The sequence below is a fragment of the Kribbella sp. HUAS MG21 genome (assembly GCF_040254265.1).
Taxonomy (GTDB): domain Bacteria; phylum Actinomycetota; class Actinomycetes; order Propionibacteriales; family Kribbellaceae; genus Kribbella.
The window spans coordinates 4,439,189-4,460,692 of record NZ_CP158165.1; the positions used below are offsets into that span (position 1 = coordinate 4,439,189).

General features: G+C 70.6%; 19 protein-coding genes. 6 read left to right on the forward strand and 13 right to left on the reverse strand.

All coding sequences use genetic code 11. From position 1 onward, the window contains the following. Positions 1-229 precede the first annotated feature (229 nt). Positions 230-2,521, forward strand: a complete 2,292-nt coding sequence (locus ABN611_RS21845; protein ID WP_350274062.1) for a DUF222 domain-containing protein — start codon at positions 230-232, stop codon at positions 2,519-2,521. A gap of 814 nt (positions 2,522-3,335) precedes the next feature. Here ABN611_RS21845 and ABN611_RS21850 read toward each other — a convergent pair. From ABN611_RS21850 to ABN611_RS21860, 3 genes are all read right to left on the reverse strand, one after another. Next, positions 3,336-4,007: a hypothetical protein gene (locus ABN611_RS21850; RefSeq protein ID WP_350274063.1), complete on the reverse strand. Its 672-nt coding sequence runs from the start codon at positions 4,005-4,007 to the stop codon at positions 3,336-3,338. A 48-nt stretch (positions 4,008-4,055) separates the two neighbouring features. Continuing rightward, a complete protein-coding gene (locus ABN611_RS21855) occupies positions 4,056-5,267 on the reverse strand; it encodes an MFS transporter (RefSeq protein WP_350274064.1) in 1,212 nt (403 codons plus the stop codon). 121 nt (positions 5,268-5,388) lie between these two features. Then, positions 5,389-5,907 carry a GyrI-like domain-containing protein gene (locus ABN611_RS21860; RefSeq protein ID WP_350274065.1) on the reverse strand — a complete coding sequence of 173 codons (519 nt, stop codon included), beginning with the start codon at positions 5,905-5,907 and terminating at the stop codon, positions 5,389-5,391. A gap of 129 nt (positions 5,908-6,036) precedes the next feature. Between ABN611_RS21860 and ABN611_RS21865 the strand changes: the two genes are divergently transcribed. Beyond that, positions 6,037-6,462, forward strand: coding sequence for a CBS domain-containing protein (locus ABN611_RS21865; protein ID WP_350274066.1), 426 nt, complete (start codon positions 6,037-6,039; stop codon positions 6,460-6,462). A gap of 38 nt (positions 6,463-6,500) precedes the next feature. Here the strand turns inward: ABN611_RS21865 and ABN611_RS21870 are convergent, their stop codons facing one another. Genes ABN611_RS21870 through hisN form a run of 3 tightly spaced genes read right to left on the reverse strand, consistent with a single transcriptional unit; the run spans position 6,501 to position 9,956 of the window. After that, entirely contained in the window at positions 6,501-7,850 is a 1,350-nt protein-coding gene (locus ABN611_RS21870) for a pitrilysin family protein (RefSeq protein WP_350274067.1), read from the reverse strand. Then, positions 7,847-9,145, reverse strand: a complete 1,299-nt coding sequence (locus tag ABN611_RS21875; protein ID WP_350274068.1) for a pitrilysin family protein — start codon at positions 9,143-9,145, stop codon at positions 7,847-7,849. Before ABN611_RS21875 ends, ABN611_RS21870 begins: the two co-directional genes overlap by 4 nt. A 31-nt stretch (positions 9,146-9,176) precedes the next feature. Continuing rightward, on the reverse strand, positions 9,177-9,956 hold the full coding sequence (gene hisN / locus ABN611_RS21880; RefSeq protein WP_350274069.1) for a histidinol-phosphatase: 780 nt from the start codon (positions 9,954-9,956) through the stop codon (positions 9,177-9,179). Between the two features lie 147 nt (positions 9,957-10,103). On the opposite strand from hisN, the gene ABN611_RS21885 reads away from it, so the two are divergent. Beyond that, positions 10,104-10,595: a DUF2231 domain-containing protein gene (locus ABN611_RS21885; protein ID WP_350274070.1), complete on the forward strand. Its 492-nt coding sequence runs from the start codon at positions 10,104-10,106 to the stop codon at positions 10,593-10,595. Positions 10,596-10,608: 13 nt separating this feature from the next. Here ABN611_RS21885 and rsgA read toward each other — a convergent pair whose 3' ends face one another. Genes rsgA through ABN611_RS21905 form a run of 4 tightly spaced genes read right to left on the reverse strand, consistent with a single transcriptional unit; the run spans position 10,609 to position 14,282 of the window. Continuing rightward, on the reverse strand, positions 10,609-11,592 hold the full coding sequence (rsgA, locus tag ABN611_RS21890; RefSeq protein ID WP_350274071.1) for a ribosome small subunit-dependent GTPase A: 984 nt from the start codon (positions 11,590-11,592) through the stop codon (positions 10,609-10,611). After that, positions 11,592-12,863 carry a 3-phosphoshikimate 1-carboxyvinyltransferase gene (aroA, locus tag ABN611_RS21895; protein WP_350274072.1) on the reverse strand — a complete coding sequence of 424 codons (1,272 nt, stop codon included), beginning with the start codon at positions 12,861-12,863 and terminating at the stop codon, positions 11,592-11,594. Before aroA ends, rsgA begins: the two co-directional genes overlap by 1 nt. 50 nt (positions 12,864-12,913) lie before the next feature. Continuing rightward, positions 12,914-13,492: a DoxX family protein gene (locus tag ABN611_RS21900; RefSeq protein WP_350274073.1), complete on the reverse strand. Its 579-nt coding sequence runs from the start codon at positions 13,490-13,492 to the stop codon at positions 12,914-12,916. A gap of 58 nt (positions 13,493-13,550) precedes the next feature. Beyond that, entirely contained in the window at positions 13,551-14,282 is a 732-nt protein-coding gene (locus ABN611_RS21905) for a DsbA family oxidoreductase (RefSeq protein ID WP_350274074.1), read from the reverse strand. A gap of 85 nt (positions 14,283-14,367) precedes the next feature. Here ABN611_RS21905 and ABN611_RS21910 point away from each other — a divergent pair, with 85 nt between their 5' ends. From ABN611_RS21910 to ABN611_RS21920, 3 genes are all read left to right on the forward strand, one after another. Next, positions 14,368-15,189 carry an aminoglycoside phosphotransferase family protein gene (locus tag ABN611_RS21910; protein ID WP_350274075.1) on the forward strand — a complete coding sequence of 274 codons (822 nt, stop codon included), beginning with the start codon at positions 14,368-14,370 and terminating at the stop codon, positions 15,187-15,189. 114 nt (positions 15,190-15,303) lie between these two features. After that, on the forward strand, positions 15,304-15,972 hold the full coding sequence (locus ABN611_RS21915; protein WP_350274076.1) for a DUF4097 family beta strand repeat-containing protein: 669 nt from the start codon (positions 15,304-15,306) through the stop codon (positions 15,970-15,972). A 39-nt stretch (positions 15,973-16,011) separates the two neighbouring features. After that, positions 16,012-17,238 (forward strand): serine hydrolase domain-containing protein, encoded by a 1,227-nt coding sequence (locus ABN611_RS21920; RefSeq protein ID WP_350274077.1) that lies wholly within the window; start codon positions 16,012-16,014, stop codon positions 17,236-17,238. 46 nt (positions 17,239-17,284) lie between these two features. Here ABN611_RS21920 and ABN611_RS21925 read toward each other — a convergent pair whose 3' ends face one another. The 3 genes from ABN611_RS21925 to ABN611_RS21935 form a co-directional block, all read right to left on the reverse strand. Continuing rightward, positions 17,285-18,088, reverse strand: a complete 804-nt coding sequence (locus tag ABN611_RS21925) for an alpha/beta hydrolase (protein ID WP_350274078.1) — start codon at positions 18,086-18,088, stop codon at positions 17,285-17,287. Then, positions 18,085-18,801, reverse strand: coding sequence for an alpha/beta hydrolase (locus tag ABN611_RS21930; protein ID WP_350274079.1), 717 nt, complete (start codon positions 18,799-18,801; stop codon positions 18,085-18,087). The genes ABN611_RS21925 and ABN611_RS21930 overlap by 4 nt, the downstream gene beginning before the upstream one ends. Positions 18,802-18,926: 125 nt before the next feature. Next, positions 18,927-21,494 (reverse strand): BREX system ATP-binding domain-containing protein, encoded by a 2,568-nt coding sequence (locus ABN611_RS21935; protein WP_350274080.1) that lies wholly within the window; start codon positions 21,492-21,494, stop codon positions 18,927-18,929. Between the last annotated feature and the right edge of the window lie 10 nt (positions 21,495-21,504).

Sequence of the window (21,504 nt, forward strand, 5' to 3'; positions counted from 1 at the left end):
GTGTGACCTAGGTGCATCCGTGCGCCTCGCAACCACTGACACGTCGGCGATCACCAACGGCAACTCGACTTGTCGCCGGCTTCGCGGCAGATCGTGGTACATAGCAACAATCTTGTGCTGTGGTTTCCCTCAATGTGACACTGTGGAAAACCGCAGTATTTCGAGATCCCTTGCAAACAAGGGATTCTCGGGACAGAAACTGTCGGTGGTCAGGTCTAGGCTTGTCTGCATGGAGACCCTCGGCGAACGGCCCGTATGGGCGATGAACGACAGCGAGAAGCTGTCGGCCCTCGACGCGAACGTCGCCGAACGCGCCCGCCTGGAGACCCACGAACTCCAGCTGATCGCCGAACTGGACCGCAACGGCTACGCCCAGGAGATCGGCGCCGGCGACACCGCCCGCCTGCTGAGCGAGCGCTACCGCATCGACCTCCCCACCGCCCGCCGCACGGTCCGCCTGGCCGTCGCCCTGTCCGCCCACTCGGCCACTTCCGCGGCCCTGCCCGACCCCGCCATCCCCTTCCACAACCCCGCCACCGCACACCCCGACCCCGAGGCCGGGAAGGATCAGGTTGACCAGACCGACGGTGCGCCGGATGTTGAGCCTCGTGACGGCGGGGACGCTGCCGAACTGGACGCCGAACCGGACGCTGAACGGGGCGCGCCCGACGCGACCGGCGGGTGGCGCGTGCACCCGGCGCAGGCCGAGGCGATCGTGTCGGTGCTGGCGAAGATCCCGACGACGGTGCCGGTTGAGAACGTCGAGTTCGCCGAGCAGCAGCTGATCATCCTCGCGGAAACGCACACGCCGTCGCAGTTGCGGGCGGCGGGCAAGAAGATCGTCGATCTACTCGACCCCGACGGCCCGGAGCCGGACGAGAAACTGGCCTACGCGCGGGAGTCGCTGTCCTGGAAGAACGCCGAACAGGGCGTGAGCTTCCGCGGCTACCTGGCGTGCGAGAACGCCGAACTTTTCCGCACCCTGATCCACGCCGGAGCCCGCCCCCACAAGACCGTGGACGGCGAGCTCGATCCGCGTTCGCGCGAGAAGCGCCAAGCCGACGCCCTCACCACGATCCTGAACACCGCTGCCACCACAGGCGCCAGCGGAGCCACGAACGTAACCGTGAACGCGGCCACCAACGCGGCCACCAACGCGGCCACCAACGCGGCCACCAACGCGGCCACCGACGCGGCCACCGACGCGGTGCCCAATGCGGCGACGACCGCCGGCGACTCGGCCACCGCGACGACAGCCCCACCGACCGAACCGGCACAAGAGCCACTCCCAGACTTGGAAGCCGTCAGTGCATTCGCTGCTTCCGACGCTCTCGCTGCTCCCGGCGTGGCCGCTTCCGCCGCCGATGCGACGGACGCGGACGGCGAGCTTGTTGCTGCTCTGGTCGCCACCCAACCTGTGGCCGCGTCCGCTGGTGCCGGCTATGGTGCTGGTTCTGGTTCTGGTTCTGGTGAAGGGTTCGTGGCTGGCCATGGAGTGAAGGCGCACATCAGTGTGACCATTGACTACAAGGCACTGAAGACCGCCACGGCGAACGCGACCGGCGAGCTCGTCTTCGGTGACACCCTGTCCGCCGCCACGATCCGCCGGCTGGCCTGCGACGCCGAGATTCTGCCGATCGTCCTCGGTTCGAAATCGCAGCCGTTGGATGTGGGGACCAGTCAGCGGTTGGTGACGCGGCCGATGCGGCGGGCGTTGAATGCGCGGGACAAGGGTTGTGTGGTGTGTGGGGCACCGCCGGTTCAGTGTGAGGCTCATCATCTGAGGCATTGGGTTGATGGTGGGGTGACAGCGGTGTCGAACTTGGTGTTGTTGTGTAAGCGGCACCATCTGGATTTGCATGCGGGGCATTGGGCGATCCGGATCGTTGACGGGGTCGTTGAGGTGACGCGGCCGCGGTGGGCTGATCCTGGCCGGGTGCCGAGGGGTCGGTATCGGCCGCCGGTGTGGGCTGCTCCGCCGCCTCTCAGCCCGGATGTTGGCTCGGATCGTGCGGGGAACCGCCGGTTGTCGGTGGTGGATGACCCTTGCCCGGATCCGTGGGGCGACCACGACGAGACCGGCGGAACCAACACGAGCGGCGGAGCCAACAAGAGCCCTGGAACCTACAAGACTGGCGCCACCGGCGAGACCGGCGAGACCGGCGAGGCTGGCGGCACGGGCGGGACCGGTGATCGGTTGAGTTTGCTGCGGTCGGCGGCCGCCGTGCCGGTTATCCCGTGGGCCCACGATCCGCCGCCAGGCAGGGACTCGGCCGCCCAGGGCATGGTGCGTTCTGTTGCCGGGGAGGGTGCAGTTATGGATCCATGGGGTGATGAGGGCACCGACGACGCGCTGGGTCCGCCGGGGTCGGGTGGCAGTGTGCCGGTGAACCCGTGGGGTGATGAGGATGGCGCGGGCAATGGGTCGAATCCGTCGGCGTCGGTTGCGGGTGTGCGGGTGATTCCTCGGGGTGAAGAGGCGCCGTCGGCCCCGGACGCGGTGGATGCGGTCGCGGGCTGACTGGCTGGAGCGGCGGCTTGTGTGGTTCGGGCCCGCGGGATCATCAGGCACAGGTACGCCAGGCGAGAGGGCGGCGGGTCGGTCGTCGTGCGCCGAGGGCACGTGCGCCGGGGACACGTGCGCCCGAGAACGTGTGCGCCCGAGAAGACCTGCGCTGAGAACTGCGCTGCGTTAACGGACTGCCGGGCATCGGCTTGCTGTCGACGACTAGGCCGTCGCCGAGGGCCATGGTCGTGTCGTCGGTGGGGAAACGGCGGTGAAGGCTGGGGATCTGACAGCGGCCGCTCGGTGGCTCGTTTCGGTCGGGTCGTCTGCGGACTGCGCGAGTACTGACCATGGATGGCCGTCGGCGTCCTGCAGCCGCGTTGGAGGGAGGCGCAGTCGCGCGGCGAAATGGGGGAGCGGCGGAAGGAGTTCGCTGAGCCGTTTGGGGTGGCTGGGAGGGTTCGGCTGTGTTGTCGTCCCGGCTTGTGGTGGCTGTTGGTGCGGCCGGGGGCGGGTTGGTCGTGCCGTGTGGCTGGGCGTTGCGGCTGGTGGTGCGGCGTGGCCAGACGCTGGGGCTAGTGGTGCGGTGTGGCTGGCGGTGCGGTGTGGCTGGGCGTCAGGGCTGGCGATGCGGTGTGGCTGGGCGTCGGGCTAGTGGTGCGAGTGGCTGGTGATTTCGACCAGGGTCGTGCGCAGGCGGGAGAGTGGTTTGGCGGTGTGGCGGTGGTGTGGCGGTGGTGTGGTGGGTCTGCTCGTGTGCCTGGTCGGTTGGGTTGCTGGTGGCGCGGGTGGGCTGAGGGTGCGCTGGGTTGTGTGTGTGAGGGCGGGGTCAGGGGGTAGTTAGGGACTGGCGGGTTTGTTGCCAGGTGGTGAGTTTTTCGGGGAACGTGGCGTTTCGTTGGGGGTCGGGAGAGTTGTTGGTGAAGCGGGTTAGGGCTGTGGGGGTCAGGGTGGTGGTGGGGGTGGGGGCGGCTTCCATGACTACTGCGAGGCGGATTAGGAAGGTGGTGAGACGGGTTAGGCGGGCGTGGTCGGGGGTTGTCTCCAGGTCCTTCAGGTGGGAGCGGAGTTGTTTGATGGTGCGTTGGGCGGTGCGGTAGTCGGCGCGGGACGGGGTGGTGGGTAGGTCTTCGGGTGGGATGCCTAGGAGGGCTGCGATGTCGGCGTTCGGTTCGGGGGTGGTCGGCTTGGTGAAGAGGCCTGGCTTGGTGGTGTTGAGGTGGTCGGCGAGTTCGGAGAGGAGGGTGTCGAGGCCGTGGACCAGGGCGGGGACGGCGCGGTCGGCGGTTTGGCGGCGGTTGGTTTCGAGGGCGGTGACGCGGGTGTGTTCGGCCTCGATCGTGGCGCGGAGGGTTTCGGGCCAGTCGTCCAGGCCGGTCAGTTTCTCCGGGCGGGGCGCGGACGGGTTGAGGTCGCTCGCGTCGAGCGGTTTGGCGCCGGCGCGGGCCGCGGTGATGTCTTCCTCGAGCTTCTTCTTCGGGCCTGGAACGATTGAGCTCACGCGTCCACCCTACGCAGGTACGACGCGGACGTAGCCGGGAACGCGGGTTCAGGCGTCGAGGCGGCGCAGGTTCCAGACCGACGGGACCACCAGGGCGGCGACCGTGATCAGGGCGAACAGCGCGGCGCCGTACAGTTCGACGGCCTTCGCGCTGATCGCGACGGCGACGTACCCGACGGTGAGCTGGCCGATCGGACCCGCGACGAACGAGCCGAGCATGTCGTACGACGACACGCGCGACAGCTTGTCGATCGGGACCTGCTGGCCGAGTGCGGTCTCCCAGCCGATCCCGAAGATGTCGAAGCCGATGCCGAGGACGAACGCCGCGATCGCCATCGCCCACAGCTGCGGTACCAAGGCCAGGCACAGCATCACCGGGACCGCGAGGAGCATGCCGAACATCCCGGTGCGCAGCGGCCGGCGCGGCTTCAGGCGGAGCATGACGATGCCGCCGGCAACGAGTCCGGCGCCGAAGCAGGCGCTCACCACGCCCCAGCCGGCGCGGCCGAAGGTGCGGTCGGCGATCACCGGGCCGAGGACCTGGTAACAGGCGGTGAAGATCAGGTTGAGCAGCGCGAACGCCAGCACGATCACCCACACCCACTGCCGGGACACGAACTCGCGCCAGCCCTCGCGCAGGTCGGCCAGAACCGAGGTCGCCGCGCGCTCGATGCGCGGGATCGTCAGCCGGGACAGCAGGAGCGCGCCGAGCAGGAACGTCAGGCCGTCGACCGCGAGGCCGATGCCCGGGCCGGTCAGGCCGACGATGACGCCGGCGACCGCGCCGCCGCCGATCATCGCCGCGGAGCGGGCGAAGCCGGCGATTGCGTTCGCCTGGGGGAGTTCGGCGCGGTCCACGATCGACGGGAGGATGCCGGTCATCGCCGGCATCACGAACGCCGCGGCGACGCCGTTCACGGCCTCGATCGCGGCGAGTTGCCAGATTGTCGCGTGACCGGTGAGGACGAGTACAGCGGCCAGGACCTGGGTGAGGCCGCTGACGCTGTTCGCCACGACGAGGACCAGGTGCCGGGGGAGACGGTCGGAGATCACGCCGCCGAGCAGCAGGAACACGATGTTCGGGATGCTGCGGGCGGCGAGGACGATTCCGACCGCGCTTGCCGAGTGTGAGACGTCGAGTACGGCGAACACCAGCGCGACGGGGGCGATCGACGATCCCAGGAGCGAGATGAACCGCGCGGACACGAACACCCGCACGTCCCGATGCCGCAGTACGGCGAGATCCTGCCGCCAAGCCACAGCAAACCCCCTCAACCCCGCAACCGAAACGCAGCCGGACAGCCCGAGTTGGCAACCGGCGGGCTGAACCAGGTGATCCTACGGGCGGGCGTAGGCGGGCGCGCGGGAATATGTGGCGGGGTCAGTCGGCCAGCCGGAGGTTGAGTTCGACTTCCCACTTGGTCTTGCGGGGTTCGGTGCGGGGGTCGGTGCGGTACGCCTCGTACCGGCAGCCGAAGATGTCGCCGGCCGCGCTCTCCCGGCGATCGAGGACGAGACCTTCGGCGGCAGTCCATTCCAGCAGCGCGCGGTTGGCACGCAGCGAGTGATTGCGGTAGGTCATCGTCGCGTACCGACCACCAGGCAGCATCCCCGGCCGAACCCGACCATCGCCGGCCCGGGCTCGGTGGTCGGCAGGCCGGACAGGCGGAGGCGTCATTGCGCCGACTTCCAGGTCCATTGGGCCGTTCATGTCGATTACGTGCAGTCGTAGGAAGAACGGGCCTGCGTCGTCGATCCGGTGGTTGGCCAGCCATGAGGACAGTTCGTCGAGTAGGTCGTTGCGTTTGCCGAGCATGCCTCGGAAAGGTGTCACCAGCCGGATGCCCAGGTAGTCCTGCGGCGGGCGTTCGGTGACCCGTGGCGGCTCCAGTACGTCCATCGGTCCACCTCCGGGTGCCATCCTGCCCGATGAGGGCCCTGGTCGGGCGGTTGTCCGTCGTTGTCACTGGGGGTGATCGCGGCTTTGCCGTTACCGTGGGGTATTGGTCCTCGATCTGCAGGAGGCTCCGTGAAGATCAACGACGTACTGCGCGGCAAGGGCAACCAGGTCGTCACCATCTCCCCAGAAGCCACTGTCACCGAACTGCTCGCCCTGCTGGCCGAACACAACATCGGCGCCGTGGTGGTCAGCCCGGACGGGGCCGCGGTCGCCGGCATCGTGTCCGAGCGGGACATCGTGCGGCTGTGGAACGGTACGCCGGACGCGGGCGACGTCCGCGTCAGCGCGATCATGACGTCGGAGGTACACACCTGTACGCCCGACGACCTGATCGACAACCTGATGCGGCTGATGACCGACCAGCGGATCCGGCACGTCCCGGTCGTTGTCGACGGCAATCTCGCCGGCCTGGTCAGCATCGGGGACGTGGTCAAGTCCCGGATCGGCGAGCTCGAGTTCGAGAAGGAACAGCTCTCCAACTACATCACCAGCTGACGTCGCTGCCCCGGGCCGGAACCCGGGGCAGCAGCAGCTCAGCTCAGCTCGATCAGGTCCCCGAGGTCGAGGCCCTCGAGTTGCGGCCGGACGTCCTTGGCTTCCCCGACGACGACCACCAGCAGCCCGTCGGCACCGACGTACCGCCGGTACGCCTCCGTCGCGGCCTCAGCGGTGGTGGCGGCGATCGTGGTCAGGTACGTGTCGGCGAAGTCGATCGGTACGCCGTTCGCGATGTTGCTGCCGACCTGCTGGGCGACCGAGTCGGCCTGCTCGTAGCGCAGCGGCGCGGTCCGGATCAGGCTGTCCTTCGCCTCCTGGACCTCCTGCTCGGTGAGCCCGTCGCGGGCCTCGCGCAGGATGCGCAGCGCGTCACCGATCGCGGCGCCGGTGACCTCGGTCCGTACGGCGCCTCCGAGGCTGAAGGTGCCGCCCTTGCGCGGCGCCGCGAAGCTGGTCCGCGTGCCGTACGTGTAGCCCTTCTCCTCGCGCAGCACGGTGTCCACACGGGAGGTGATCGTCCCGCCGACCACGTGGTTCGCGACAGCAGCCGCGCCCCACGCCGGGTCCCGCCGGTCCGGGCCGGCGCAGCCGATCAGCAGCTGGCTCTGCACCGAGCCCGGCCGGTCGACCAGCACGACCCGGTTGCCGACGAGGTACAGCGGCTCCGGCGTCTCGAGAGCGGGCGCGGCCTCGGAGGTCCAGCTGCCGAAGGCCTCGTCGATGATCCCGGCGACGTCCACACCGGTCGCGTCCCCGGCGAACAGGATCTCCGCCCGCTCCGGACCGATGTTCTGCCGGTAGAAGTCGGCGACCGCGACGTTCGTCAGCGGCCGGATCGTGTCCGGCGTCCCTGCGGTCGGCCGGGAGCGCCGCGTCGACTGGTCGAACAGGTGCGCCGCGAACGCCTCACGGGCCCGGTACCCGGCGTTCGCCCGCTCCTGGTTGATCTCGCCGAGCCGGATCGTTACGTGCCGCCCGACGTCGGCCTGGTTGAACGCGGGCCGCGTGATCGCCTCGGCCAGCAGCTGCACCGCCGGCGCCAGATGCGACACCGGCACCGAGATCTCCACGTGCAGGGCGTCCGAACTGACATCGACGCCGTACGCCGCTCCGTGCCGCTCCAGGGCCGCCGCGAACTCGTTGGCCGAGTGCAGCTCGGTGCCCTCGTCGAGCGTCCGGGACATGATCGTCGCGACGCCTTCGAGCTCGCGCGGCTCGGCGATCAGCGGCATCGCGATCGTCACGCGGACCGTCGCGACGTACTGCCCGGGCCGGTCGAAGACGTGCACCGGCGTACCGACGGCGGTCCGCGTGGTCACCGCCTCCGGGAACTTCCACGGCCGCGGCGCGCCGACCGGCGGCGGGGTCGTCAGCACCTGGTTCATTCCTGCTCTCCTCCCGAAGCTGAGGCGGTCTCGCTGCGCCGGTAGCTGACCTGCACGCGTCCCGCGGCGCGGATCCAGGTCCGCGCGGCCTCCTGCACCTGCTCGACCGTGACGGCCTGGATCTGGTCGATCCGGGTGTTGATCCGGTTCGGGTCGCCGAACAGCAGCGCGTGGTGCGAGATCTCGTCGGCGCGGCCCGCGCACGTCGCCAGTTGCTCCAGCCAGTCCCGTTCCGCCTGCGCCTGCACGGTCGCGAGCTCGTCCTCGGTGACGCCGTCGGCCGCGAGCTTCTCGATCTCCTCGAGCAGCGCGTCCTCGACCTGTTGCAGGTCGACGCCGTCCGACGCGATCCCGGTCAGCGTCCCGAACGACACCCCGCCGATCAGCGGCAGCGCGCCACCGGACACCGACTGCGCGATCTGCTCGTCGCGGACCAGCCGGCGGTTCAGCCGGCCGCTCTGCCCGGCGGCGAGGATGTCGAGCGCGAGCCCGGCCGCGTCGAGCTCCGGCGTACCGTCCACCGGCAGCCGGAACATCATCGTCACCAGGTCGGACGGTACGTCGGACACCACGTCGTCGCGCCGTACGTCGGTCAGCGGGCCGATCGTGCCGTCCGGGGCCGGCGGTGGCGTCGGGATCGCCGGCAGGTGGCCGAAGTACCGCTTGGCGGCGTCGAACGCGTCCTCCTCGGACACGTCGCCGACGATCGTCAGGACGGCGTTGTTCGGCCCGTAGTACTTGCGGAAGAACGCGTGCACGTCCTCCAGCGACGCCGCGTCCAGGTCGGCCATCGAGCCGATCGTCATGTGCGCGTACGGGTGGTCCTCGGGGAACGCGAGCCGGACCAGCCGCTCGTACGAGTCGCCGTACGGGCGGTTGTCGTACGACTGCCGCTTCTCCTCCTTCACCACGTCGCGCTGGTTGTCGAGGTTCTCCTGGTTGACCGCGTCGAGCAGGTAGCCCATCCGGTCCGCCTCGAGCCAGAGCGCGAGGTCGAGACCGCCGCTGGGCAGTGACTCGAAGTAGTTGGTGCGGTCGAAGAAGGTGCTCGCGTTCAGGCTGGCGCCGGCGGTCTCCAGCAGGCTGAAGTGCTGGCCGGAGGCGACGTTGCGCGACCCCTGGAACATCAGGTGCTCGAAGAGGTGCGCGAAACCGGTCAGGCCCGGCGGTTCGTGGCGCGAGCCGACGTCGTACCAGAGGTTGACGGCGACGATCGGGACGGCGCGGTCCGAGCTGACGACGACCCGCAGGCCGTTGTCGAGCGTCTGCTCCGCGATGGCGTACGTCAAGGGCATACCGGCCACCATACGTGGTCGGGAAACCGGGTCACTCCAGGCGTTTCAGCACCTCGTCGTGCAGCCGGCCGTTGGTGGCGACGGCGTTCGGGCCGTTCGGGCCGGGGGCGCCGTCGACCGACGTGAACTTCCCGCCCGCCTCGTCGACGATGATCGCGAGCGCGGCCATGTCGTACAGGTTCAGCTCCGGCTCGGCGGCGATGTCGACCGCGCCCTCGGCGACCAGCATGTAGGACCAGAAGTCGCCGTACGCCCGGGTCCGCCAGCAGCTGTCCATCAGCTCGGCCCACTGGTTCTTCTTGCCGATCTTCTCCCAGCCCTTGAGCGAGGCGTACGACAACGAGGCGTCCTCGAGCTTGCTGACGTCGCTGACCCGGCACGGCTGCGACGAGTGCAGCGCCCGGCCGGTCCAGGCGCCGTCGCCGTACGACGCCCACCAGCGCTTGCCGAGCGCGGGTGCGGACACCACGCCGACGACCACCTGGTCCTCGATCATCAGGCTGATCAGCGTCGCCCAGACCGGGACGCCGCGGATGTAGTTCTTGGTGCCGTCGATCGGGTCCACCACCCAGCGCCGCACGCCCCAGCCGCTGGTGCCGTCCTCCTCGCCCACGAACGCGTCCCGCGGCCGGGCCCGGGCGAGCGTCTTGCGCATCACGTCCTCGACCTTCTTGTCCGACTCGCTCACCGGGGTGAGGTCGGGCTTGGTGGCCACGTGCAGGTCGAGCGCCTTGTAGCGGTCCATCGTGGTCGAGTCCGCGTCGTCGGCCAGGATGTGGGCGAGCCGCAGGTCATCCGTGTGCGAAGGCATGCCGGAAGGCTAGCCTGATCCGTCCGCGGAGGGGCCTGGGTGTCCGGGAAACGTTGCGGATCGGTTGCGCCGCGCAGTGAACCGAACGAGGTCGTTGAACGTGCCATTAGTGTCTGATCACGTCCTGACGACTGCCGGGAGGCGTCCATGTTCGAGCGCTTCGGAGACCTGCCACTGCACGTGCTGGTGATCCATCTGGCCGTGGTGCTGCTGCCGGTCGCAGCGCTGACCGGGATCGTCTTCGCGCTGGTCCCGAAGTGGCGCTGGCTGCTGCGCTGGCCGGCGCTGCTGCTCGGCCTCGGGACGGTGGTCGTCGCGTTCGTGGCGAAGGAGAGCGGCGAGGCGTTCGTGCAGGCGGTGCCCACGCTGGGGAAGGCGGTCGCGGTGCACGAGGAGCGCGGCGACCTGCTGTTCTGGTTCTGCCTGATCTTCGCGGTCGTCGCGGTGGCCGCGTTCCTGCTGCTCGGCGGTACGTCGCCGCTCGCCAGCGGCAAGGGGACGAAGGCAACGAAGAGCCGCCCGCTGGAGCTCGTCACGCAAGCTGCCGTCGTGGTGGTCGGCGTACTGGTCATCTGGCAGACCGTCCGCACCGGTGACGCCGGCGCGAAGGCGGTCTGGGACGGCCAGCTGCCCAAGTAGGCCCGAAGTAGGACTAGCTGCCGGCGGCGCGGCTCGCGAGCAGCCGGCGGAACGACGCGACCCGGTCGGCGTCGGCGCGGCCCTCGGCGACCGCGTCGTCCAGGGCGCAGTCCGGTGCGTCGGCGGCGTGCGTGCAGCCGCGCGGGCAGTCCTCGGCGAGGTCGGCCAGGTCCGGGAACGCGTGGATCAGCTTGTCCGGGTCGACGTGCGCGAGCCCGAACGAGCGGATGCCCGGGGTGTCGATCAGCCAGCCGCCGCCGGGCAGCCGCAGTACGACGGTGTTCGTCGAGGTATGGCGGCCGCGACCGGTGACGACGTTGACGATGCCTGTGGCCCGGTCCGCGCCCGGGATGATGCCGTTGACCAGCGTGGACTTGCCAACGCCCGAGTGCCCGACCAGCACGCTGGTGCGGTCCTGGAGCTGCTCGTGGAGTGCGCTCAGGTCGCCGCCCTGGTGGGTCGCGACCGACTCGACGCCGAGCGGGCGGTAGATCGAGAGCAGCGGGTCCGGGTCGGCCAGGTCGGTCTTGGTGAGGCAGAGCAGCGGCCGCATGCCGGCGTCGTACGCCGCGACCAGGAAGCGGTCGATGAGCCCGGTCCGGGGCTCCGGGTTGGCGACCGCGACGACGATCACCAGCTGGTCCGCGTTCGCGACGAGTGGGCGCTCGACCGGGTCGTCGTCATCGGCGGACCGGCGCAGCAGCGTGGTCCGCGGGACGACCTCGACGATCCGCGCGAGCGTGCCCTCGGCGCCGCTCGCGTCGCCGTCGAGCTTGACCCGGTCCCCGACGATCACGCCGGTACGGCCGAGCTGCCGCGCCTTCATCGCGGTCACCTCCCGGCCGTCGGTTCCGTCGACCCAGCAGGTGTAGCGGCCGCGGTCGCGGGTGATCACGAACGCCTCGGCGGCGTCGTCGTACGAGGGGCGGTCCTTGGTCCGCGGCCGCGTGCGCCGCTTGGGCCGGTCGTACCGGGCCTCCTCGTCGTACCGCGACATCAGCTAGCGAGCTCCGACCACATGTCCGGGAACTCTGGCAGCGTCTTGGCGGTGGTGCCGATGTTCTCGATGCGGAGGTCGTCGACCAGCAGGCCGAGGACGGCGGCGGCGTGGGCCATCCGGTGGTCGGCGTACGTGTGGAAAAGCCCGCCGTGCAAGGGCTTCGGCCGGATCGCCAGCCCGTCCTCGAGTTGCGTGACGTCCCCGCCGAGCGCGTTGAACTCGGTCTCGAGCGCGGCCAGCCGGTCGGTCTCGTGGTTGCGCAGGTGCGCGATCCCCCGCAGGTACGACGGTCCGTCGGCGAACGCGGCCACCGCGGCGATGACGGGGGAGAGTTCGCCGACCTCGCCCAGGTCGAGGTCGCAGCCCTGCACCCGTCCGGTCCCGCGCACGGTCAGCCCGTCCTCGGTCCGGGTCACCTCGGCGCCGAACCGGGTGAAGATGTCGCCCAGGTGATTGCCCGGCTGCGTGGTCTCCGCCGGCCAGCCGGTCACGGTCACGGAGCCGCCGGTGATGACCGCCGCGGCCAGGAACGGCGCCGCGTTCGACAGGTCCGGCTCGATCGCGGTGTCCAGGGCCCGGATGGGGCCCGGAGCAACCACCCAGCGGTTGGGCTCCGCGTCGTCGACCGCGACCCCGCGCTCGCGCAGCATCGCCACCGACATGTCCAGGTGCGGCTGCGACGGCACCGGCTTCCCGTCGTGCCGGATGTCGACACCTTCGTCGTACCGCGCACCGGCGAGCAGCAGCGCCGACACGAACTGGCTCGACCCGGACGCGTCCAGCGTCACCTTCCCGCCGCGCACCGAGCCTGTGCCGGACACGGTGTACGGCATCCGCCCGGTGCCGCCGTCGTCGATCCGTACGCCGAGGGTGCGCAGCGCGTCCAGGATGACGCCCATCGGCCGCTCCCGCGCGTAGGGGTCACCGTCGAAGGCGACGACGCCGTCCGCCAGCGCGGCGACCGGCGGGACGAACCGCATCACGGTCCCTGCCAGGCCGCAGTCGACGTCCGCCGGGCCCTTGAGCGAGCCGGGGGTGACAGTGACCGTCGTACCGCTCTCCGAAATGCCTACGCCGAGCGAAACCAGCGCGGACCGCATCAGCGCGGTGTCCCGCGCGGCCAGCAGGCCGGTCAGATGCGACGGGCCGTCGGCGATCGCGGCCAGGATGAGCGCGCGGTTGCTCAGCGACTTCGATCCGGGCACGGTGACGCGACCGGTCACCGCTCCTTCGGCCCGCGGTGCCGCCCAACCCTGCTGCTCGCTCATCCCACTCCTCAGACTCAGTTCAGTACTGCCCTGAGCCTAGGGCATCGCGATCAGCCGAGGTGGAGCTCGGCCTTCGCGAGCTTGGCCGCCTGCCGCGCCTCGCGTGCCAGCTGCTTCGCCTCGCGCTTGGCCGCCTTCGCGCCGCGCTTGGTCTCGCGCTTGGCCGCGCGGGCGCCGTGGGTGGCCCGCCAGGCGACGCCCGGCTTGCCCTCGGTGTCGACGGCCGCGAGCAGCAGCCCGCCGAGCACGCCCAGGTTCTTCATGAACGCGATCTTCTGCTGGTTGCGGGCGTCCTTGTCCTTCTCCTGCCAGAACGCGTGCCCGGCGAGCGTCGTCGGGACCAGCGAGGCCGCCAGCACGGAGGCACCGAGGCGCCGGCCCTTGCCGCTCGCGAGCGCGAGACCGCCGAGCACCTGGACGGCGCCGTTCAGCCGGACCAGGTTGGCCGTCGTTTCGGGGATCCGGTCGCTGACCTGCGGCGGGGCGACCCGCTTCGCCAGCGGCACCAGCCGGTCCGTCACCGGCTGGGCCTTGGGGACCAGCGGCTCGGGGTTCCGGACGGCATTGGCGCCCTGCACGACGAAGATGACGGACAGCAACGGCCTGGCCAATGCGCGCACGACAGTCATGCCTCCTTCATACACCACGTTTCGTACGACATCCGGTACCCACCGCTCAATCGAACGATCAGATGGGGCACCCGTCCGGGCCGCACGCGGCGTCACCGTCGGTGGTCGCGCCCGGGGCGCTGATCAGCGTGACCGGCTTGCGGTCCGCGTTCGCCCGGCGCAGTGCCTCCTGGAAGACCTCCACGGGCTGCGCGCCGCTGACGCCGTACTTCTCGTCGATGACGAAGAACGGTACGCCGTTCGCGCCGAACGCCACCGCCTGCGCCTGGTCCGCCGCGACGTCGTCGGCGTACGTCGTACCCGCCAGGACCTCACGCACCCGGTCCGCGGGCAGCCCGACCTCTGTGGCCAGGTCGGTCAGCGTGGCGTGGTCACCGACCGGGAGGCCGTCGGTGAAGTACGCCTTGAGCAGCCGCTCCTTGAGGCGGCCCTGCGTGTCGCCCGGCACGTCACCGGCCGCCGCGAGGTCGCGGGCCAGGTGCAGCAGGCGGTGCGCGTCGACGGTGTTGACCGGCTTCGCCTGGTCCAGGTGGTACTCGAGGCCGACCTCGGCCGCCACCTCGGTGACGTGGGCGTTGGCCTGCAGGCCCCACTCGCGGCCGCGACCGTACTTCTCACCCAGCCGGGTCGCCAGGTCGCGGGGGTCGTCGTTCGTCGACGACGGGTCGAGCTGGAAGCTGTGCCAGACGATCTCGGCCTGGTCGCCGCTCTCCGCGAGAGCCTGTTCGAGCCGCCGCTTGCCGATGTAGCACCACGGGCAGACGACGTCGGACCACACATCAATGCGCATGTCCGTGAGCAACTGACCACTCTGCGGACCTATTCCCAACCAGGTCCGGGTGTGACGCGTCTGACGCTCCATGGATGCGGAACTCGTGCGGACCCTCTTGAAAGAGCAGCACCCCGACCTGGCGGACCTGGAACTCCAGGAGGTCGACGGCGGCTGGGGCAACCAGATGTGGCGGCTGGGCGACGACCTGGCGGTCCGGATTCCCCGGCACGCCCAATACGACACACCGCTGCTCAAGGAGCGCCGCTGGCTCCCCGGTCTCGCCGCCCGCGTCCCGCTGCCGATCCCGACCCCGCTCCGCCTCGGCGAGCCGTCGGACCGCTTCCCGCAGACGTGGCTGGTCACCAGCTGGGTCCACGGAGAGCCCGCCGACCGTACGCCGATCACCGACCCGGCGGCGGCCGACGTACTCGCCGGCTTCCTGCGGGCGCTGCACACCGAGCCGCCGGCCGACGCCCCGGTCAGCGACCGGTCCACGCTCCCGCCGAGCCCTGGCTTCGACGAGGTACAGGCGTACGTCGGACGCGCCGACGAGATCCAGGCGGTCTGGCAGGACGCCCTCGCGGCGCCGAAGTGGGACGGACCGCCGGTGTGGCTGCACGGCGACCTCCATCCGGCGAACGTGGTCGTTGCCGACGGCACCCTGGCCGGGATCGTCGATTTCGAGGAGATCGGCGCCGGTGAACCGGCGAGCGACCTGGCGTCGGCCTGGATCCTGCTCCCGGAGGCGGAGCGCTTCCTCGAGGCCTACGGGGCGGACCCGGCCACGGTACGGCGGGCGCGCGGCTGGGCGGTGACGCGGGCGCTGTTCCTGATCGCGATGGGCATCAACGGCGAGAAGGGCATCCCCGGCGGCAAGACCCACTGGGGCCCGATCGGCCACGCCGCCCTGGAACGAGTTCTCTGACAGACGCGGCTGACAGGCGTCAGCGTCCGTGTCAGCACGGCGGCGGTTCGGTGTCAGCGCCTTCCTGGACCTTGGTGTCAACAGCCAGTCGAACACCACCAGGAAGGCACCACGATGACGACGTACAACACCCCCGAGCCGATCTCCGCGGTTCTGGACATCCCCGCCGGCAGCATCCGGCTGGTCGCCACCGACCGGACCGACACGGCCGTCGAGGTGCTCCCCGCGGACGCCTCGAAGAGCCGCGACGTGAAGGCCGCCGAGCAGACCACGGTCGAGTACGCCGCCGGCGTGCTGCGGATCGCGGTCACCGCGAAGAACCAGTACTTCGGTCCGTCCGGCGCCGTCGCGGTGACGGTGCAGTTGCCGGCCGGTTCGCAGGCCGAGGTGAAGGCGGCCAGCGCGGACCTGCGGGCGACCGGCCGCCTCGGCCAGGTCGTGATCGAGAGCGCCCAGGGCCCGATCGACGTCGAGGAGGCCGCGAGCGCGAAGATCACCAGCTCCGCGAGCGACGTCACCGTCGGCCGGCTCACCGGTCCGGCGGAGATCCGGACCAGCAAGGGCGACATCCGGATCGCGGAGGCCGTCCGTGGCGCGGTCGAACTGCGGACCGAGGTCGGCGTGGTGGAGATCGTCGCCGCCGCCGGGGTCTCGGCCACGCTCGACGCCGGCACCGCCACCGGCCGGATCACCAACGCGCTGAAGAACACCGAGGGCGCCGGCGCCGAGCTCAGCATCCGCGCCACCACCTCGGTCGGCGACATCGTCGCCCGCTCGCTCTGACCCATCCGCCACACCCACGAACCAAGGAGCACGACACCCATGTCAACCAACGGCTTCTCCGCCCCGGGCCTCCGCCGCCTGCACGACGTACTGGCCCGGCACGTCGATTCCGGGAAGATCCCCGGTGCGGTCGCGCTGGTCAGCCGCGGCGACGGTGACCCGCACGTCGAGGCACTCGGCACGCTGCGCCACGACGGCGGCGCGCCGATGCGGCGGGACACGATCTTCCGGATGGCCTCGACGTCGAAGCCGGTCTCGGTGTCGGCGGCGATGGTGCTGCTCGACGAGTGCCGGCTGCGGCTGGACGACACCGTCGAGGAGTGGCTTCCGGAGCTCGCGAACCGCCAGGTCCTGAAGCAGATCGACAGCCCGGTGGACGACACGGTGCCGGCGCGCCGGCCGATCACCGTCCGGGACGTGCTGACCTCGACGTTCGGGCTCGGCATGGACATGACGGTGATCGGTACGCCGATCATGGCCGCGCTGTTCGAGCAGGGCATCACGCCGAACCTGCCGGTGCCGATGCCGGAGCAGGACGAGTGGATGTGCCGCCTCGGCACGCTGCCGCTGATGTACCAGCCGGGCGAGCGCTGGCAGTACCAGATCAGCAGCGACCTGCTCGGGGTGCTGGTCTCGCGGGTCACCGGCCAGTCGTACGACGAGTTCCTCCGCGAGCGGATCTTCGAGCCGCTGGGGATGAAGGACACCGGGTTCTCGGTGCCGGCCGACCAGATCGACCGGCTGCCTCCGCTGTACGCGCCGGACCCGCAGACCGGCGAGTTCCAGGTCTGGGACGAGGCCGCCGGCGGCCGGCACAGCAGCCCGCCGGCGTTCCAGAGCGGCGGCGGCGGGCTTAACTCGACCGCCGACGACTACCACGCCTACTTCAAGATGCTGCTCAACCAAGGCATGCACCAGGGCCAGCGGATTCTGTCCCGGCCGGCGGTGGAGCTGATGACCACCAACCGCCTCACGGCCGAGCAGCTGACGGCACGCGAGGCGCTGGCTCGGGACAACGTGCACATCTCGTTCGGCCAGGGCCAGCACGGCGGCTGGGGCTTCGGGATGGCGGTACGCACGTACCGCGGCGACTACGCCCCGGTCGGCCAGTTCGGCTGGGACGGCGGCAGCGGCACATCGACGTACGCCGACCCCGAGAACCAGCTCGTCGGCATCCTGCTCACCCAGGTCGGCGCGACGGTCCCGTCCGCGATCCAACTGATGCACGACTTCTGGACCACCCTCTACCAGGCGATCGAGGACTGACACCCAACAAGGGCCGGACCCCGTGCGGGTCCGGCCCTCTGTGTTGTCAGCGAGCGGCTTGCTCGATCAGCCGGGTCACTGCCGACGGCTGCGAGAGCGCTACCAGATGGGACGCCCCAGGGACCTCGACCGTGGTGGCCTGGGCGCGCTTCGCCATCCAGAGCTCGGCGGCTGGTGCGATCGCCTTGTCGCCGGTCGGGACCAGGGCGTACTTCGGGAGCCCTGCCGGCGCCGTGGCCGGCACCTTCTCGTCGAAGACGGCGGCCGCGACCGGACGCTGGGACGCGCCGAGGACGGCGGCCTGCCGCGCGGGCAGGTCGGCGGCGAACACCCTGCGGAACGACTCCGGCTTCATCACCAGGTCCACCCCGCCCGGGTAGCTGATCGTGGTGGTGGTGTCCGGTCCGATCTCACTGCCCGGGTACTTCGCGTTCAGGGCACCGACTGTCTCGCCGGCCTGCGGGATGAACGCGGCGACGTACACGAGGGATTTGACGCCGCTGGTGCCGGCGAGCTGGCTGACCAGCGCACCGCCGTACGAGTGCCCGACGAGCACCTTGGGACCGGCGATGTTGTCGAGCACGCCTCGCAGGTACGCCGTGTCGGCGGCGATCCCGCGCAACGGTACCGCGGGGGCGACCACGGTGTATCCGTCCCGCTGCAGCCGGCTGGTCACCTCGGACCAGCTGGCGCCGTCCGCGAACGCGCCGTGCAGGAGGACGACGGTCGGCTTCGGCTTGTGCTCGGTCTGGTTGTACTCGGTCTGGGCGCTCGCCGAGGTGATGCCGGTGAGGGCGAGGACCGCCGCGGCCGCCGTGGTGACGGCCGCGGTCAGGCGGCGCAGGTTCATCGGTTCGCACCCGCCTCGACGGCGGTGGCGATGAAGTCGGCGACGGCCTTGGGCTGGGAGACGGCGACCGCGTGCGAGCCGTCGACCTCGATCGTGGTGGCGTTCGCGCGGGCGGCCATCTTCCGCTGGCCGTCGGGGTGGATCGCCTCGTCGCCGGTGGCGACCAGGTCGTAGACCGGGAGCCGCTTCCAGCTCGCCGCGCCGGACTTCTCGTCGAAGGCGGCCGCGGCGATCGGCCGCTGGGTCCGGCCGAGCAGTTCGGCGTCCTCGACGTCGGCCGCGAACAGCGCCCGGAACTTGGCCAGGTCGATGCCGAGCCAGGTCTCCTCGCCGTCGGCGGTCGGCAGCGTGTGCGGGACCAGGCCGGAGGCGAAGTCGTTCGCCGGGAAGCTCGCCAGCAGGTCCTGCAGGCTCTCGCCCTCTTCCGGGAGGAACGCGGCGACGTACACCAGCGCGGCGACGTTGTCGGCCTGGTTGGCGGCCGCGGTGATCACGGCGCCGCCGTACGAGTGCCCCACCAGGACGACCGGGCCGTCGATCTCCCGGACCTGGGCGGCCACCCGGCTGCCGTCGAGGGCGGGGCCGCGCAGCTCGTTGGCCACGGCGATCGCCGGGATGCCGCGGCTGGTCAGCTCCGCGATCACACCGGACCAGCTGGAGTTCTCCGCGAACGCGCCGTGCACCAGAACGACGGTGGGGGTCTTGTCAGTCATCTTCGGTTTCCCTTCTCGGTTGCTTGCTAGAAGGAAACCGCGCAGGCCCGCTCCGGCGGATCGAGCGAACACGTGAACCTCTCAGCCGCGGATCACTCGTCCACCAGCCCCCGTGCACCCGAATCTCATGCGTTCGGGGGAGGGGCGAACCGCTCCAGCACCAGCCGGGTGAGCTGGACCCGCGAATTCACCCCGAGCTTCCCGAACACCGCCCGCAGGTGCGTCCCGACCGTGCTGGCCGACACCACGAGTTCCTCGGCCGCGGACCGGTTCGTGTGCCCCTCGGCCACGAGCAACGCGACCCGGCGCTCCATCGGCGTGAGCGACTCCCACCCCGCCTGCGCCCGCGGTGGTACGGCGGCCCAGCGACGCCGACGTACGCCCGCCGCCTGCAGCACCGCCTGGATCCGCCCGGCCGGAGCCGTCGCGCCCAACGCAGCCAGACTGTCCAGCGCGCGCTCCAGCGCCGGTACGCCGGTCTTGCGGTCGCCTGCCTCCAGTGCGGCCCGGCCGTACCGTTCCTCGGCCTGTGCGAGCAGCAACGGCCGCTGCGCCGTACGCACGAGCTCAACCGCCGCAGCCAGTTGCTCCACGTCATTGCCCGCAGCCACAACCGCAAGCGCACCCCGGGCAGCTGCGGAAGGCTCCAACTGCGATAGCTGGTCCAGTGCGTCAGCCTGCAGCAGTACGGCGACCCGCTCCGGGAAGTCCCGTGGCGCGTCAGCGAGCTGGCCGACTGCCTTCGCATCGCCGTCCGCGATCGCCAGCAACGCGTTGATGGTCGGGTCGTTGCCGGCGAGCTTGCGCGCCTGGGTGAGGTGGCCACGCAGCAGCGCGACCAGAGCCAGCACCTGTTCCGCCTCTGCTGTCAGGCCCTTCACCTGCAGCTGGTCCATCCACCGCAGGCCGGAGTTGGCAGCCTCCTCCGCCTGCTGCAAGTTGCCGGCCGCGTACTCGAGCCGGGCCCGCAGCACCGCCAACTGCGGCCCCGCCCAGGAATCGCCGACGGTCATCAGCTCGCGCACCCGCTCCAGGGCCGCGGGCAGGTCGTCGGTCTCGGCCCGGCAGTACAGCTCGCCGATCTCGACCACCGTCGACGGGAGGCTGCCCAGCGCGGGCTCGGCCTGCTGCGCGTCGGCGTACAGGCTGCGAGCGTCGGCGTACCTGCCCTCAGCGCGCGCCCGCTCGGCCGCGGCCACCTGCAGCAGGGCCTGCGCGGTCGCGTCGGTTGCTGTCGCCATCAGTTCTGCACCGGCTAGTGCGCGGTAGCCGGCAAGTCTCTCGGCCAGCTGCGGCGGGGCAGCGGGGACTAAGAGCTCCTGCACGTCCAGTCGCCCGCTGGCCCACTGGTACGGCGCCAGGTGCAGGCGGAGCGTCGCCTGCAGTTCAGGTGTGACCGGCCCGTGGTAGAGCGCAGTGCCGCTCAGCAGGTCGTCGGCGAAGGCCTTGGCGCGGTCGTACTGCCAGGCGGCGAGCAGGACGCTCACCACGTCCACACCGACCTCCGCACGCAGCGGATCGTCCACGCGGGTCAGGTCGAACGCCTCCTGGATCACCTCGGCCGCCGTGGTCGACATGGTCGCCACCAGGTCTCGCGCAGCCTCCCTCAGCGTTGCCACAGCCGTCGTGTCGCCGGACTGCGCCACCGCGAGGACATGTGGTGCCGCAGCCGCCGCACCGCGCCCCGCCGACATCAGCTGGTTCGCGATCGCGCCGTGCAGCGCCCGCTGAGCGGACGGCGGTACGTCGGCCAGCGCGGCGGAGCGCAGCAGCTCATGCCGGAATCGCAGTACCGAACCAGCGTCGGTCAGCAGGCCCGCCTGGATCGCCTCCTCCAGCGGCGCGGCCAGCCTGGCGATCGGTGCGGCCATCAGTACGGCGACATCCTCGAGGCGGAACTCGCTGCCGAAGACAGCGGCGGTCCGCACCAGCTCCCGACTGGTCTCGGACAGCTCGCCGGTACGCCGACGGACGCCCTCGATCAGCCCGGTGGACAGGTCACTGTCGCCCAGGTACAGACCCGCGATGAGCTGCTCGGCCAGGAACGGGATGCCCTGCACACCAGCCAGCTGTACTGCGAGCGACGGGTCGACCGGGTGGTTCAAACGGTCCGCAGCGAGGTCCTGGATCGCCTCGGCGGTCAGTGGCGCCAGCGGGATGTTGTGCACCGGTACGTTGACCGCCTCGATCAGCTGGTCCGTCGTACCACCAGGGCTCGGGCGGGTGGCCAGCAACCAGAGGAGGTTCGCTGCGGACAACCGGGCGACCACAACCCGCAGTACGAACGCCGTGAGCGGGTCAGCCCACTGGGCGTCGTCCAGCACGATCAGCGCGCGTACTCCGGCCAGCCGGCGGCCGATCAGGTCAGCCAGCCGCTCGGCCAGCCACAGCGGTTGGGTGTTGAGGCTGGCCAGCTCCAGGAACTGCTCGGTGTCGATCAGCGGCTCCGCACCGGCCCGCAGTGCTGGTGCCAGCGAGGCGAGCGGGCTGATGTTGTCGGTCTGATACGCCGCCGCACTCGCGACCAGGAACCCCTGCCGCTCCGCCTGCTCCACAGCGGCCGCCAGCAGCGCGGACTTGCCGATACCGGGCTCGCCGCTGACAACCGCCAGCGAGGCCCGTCCGTTGGCAGCCGCACGCAATGCGTCCAGGAGCTTGCCGAGCTCCGCGGAGCGTCCCCGTAGCGGCACCATGGTGGATTTG

Coding starts and splice junctions, on each gene's coding strand:
- ABN611_RS21845 (WP_350274062.1), top strand. CDS start 230: ATGGAGACCCTCGGCGAACGGCCCGTATGGGCGATGAACGACAGCGAG.
- ABN611_RS21860 (WP_350274065.1), bottom strand. CDS start 5,907: ATGGACGTACTGGAGCCGCCACGGGTCACCGAACGCCCGCCGCAGGAC.
- ABN611_RS21870 (WP_350274067.1), bottom strand. CDS start 7,850: ATGAACCAGGTGCTGACGACCCCGCCGCCGGTCGGCGCGCCGCGGCCG.
- ABN611_RS21875 (WP_350274068.1), bottom strand. CDS start 9,145: ATGCCCTTGACGTACGCCATCGCGGAGCAGACGCTCGACAACGGCCTG.
- hisN (WP_350274069.1), bottom strand. CDS start 9,956: ATGCCTTCGCACACGGATGACCTGCGGCTCGCCCACATCCTGGCCGAC.
- ABN611_RS21885 (WP_350274070.1), top strand. CDS start 10,104: ATGTTCGAGCGCTTCGGAGACCTGCCACTGCACGTGCTGGTGATCCAT.
- rsgA (WP_350274071.1), bottom strand. CDS start 11,592: ATGTCGCGGTACGACGAGGAGGCCCGGTACGACCGGCCCAAGCGGCGC.
- aroA (WP_350274072.1), bottom strand. CDS start 12,863: ATGAGCGAGCAGCAGGGTTGGGCGGCACCGCGGGCCGAAGGAGCGGTG.
- ABN611_RS21900 (WP_350274073.1), bottom strand. CDS start 13,492: ATGACTGTCGTGCGCGCATTGGCCAGGCCGTTGCTGTCCGTCATCTTC.
- ABN611_RS21905 (WP_350274074.1), bottom strand. CDS start 14,282: ATGCGCATTGATGTGTGGTCCGACGTCGTCTGCCCGTGGTGCTACATC.
- ABN611_RS21915 (WP_350274076.1), top strand. CDS start 15,304: ATGACGACGTACAACACCCCCGAGCCGATCTCCGCGGTTCTGGACATC.
- ABN611_RS21920 (WP_350274077.1), top strand. CDS start 16,012: ATGTCAACCAACGGCTTCTCCGCCCCGGGCCTCCGCCGCCTGCACGAC.
- ABN611_RS21925 (WP_350274078.1), bottom strand. CDS start 18,088: ATGAACCTGCGCCGCCTGACCGCGGCCGTCACCACGGCGGCCGCGGCG.
- ABN611_RS21930 (WP_350274079.1), bottom strand. CDS start 18,801: ATGACTGACAAGACCCCCACCGTCGTTCTGGTGCACGGCGCGTTCGCG.
- ABN611_RS21935 (WP_350274080.1), bottom strand. CDS start 21,494: ATGGTGCCGCTACGGGGACGCTCCGCGGAGCTCGGCAAGCTCCTGGAC.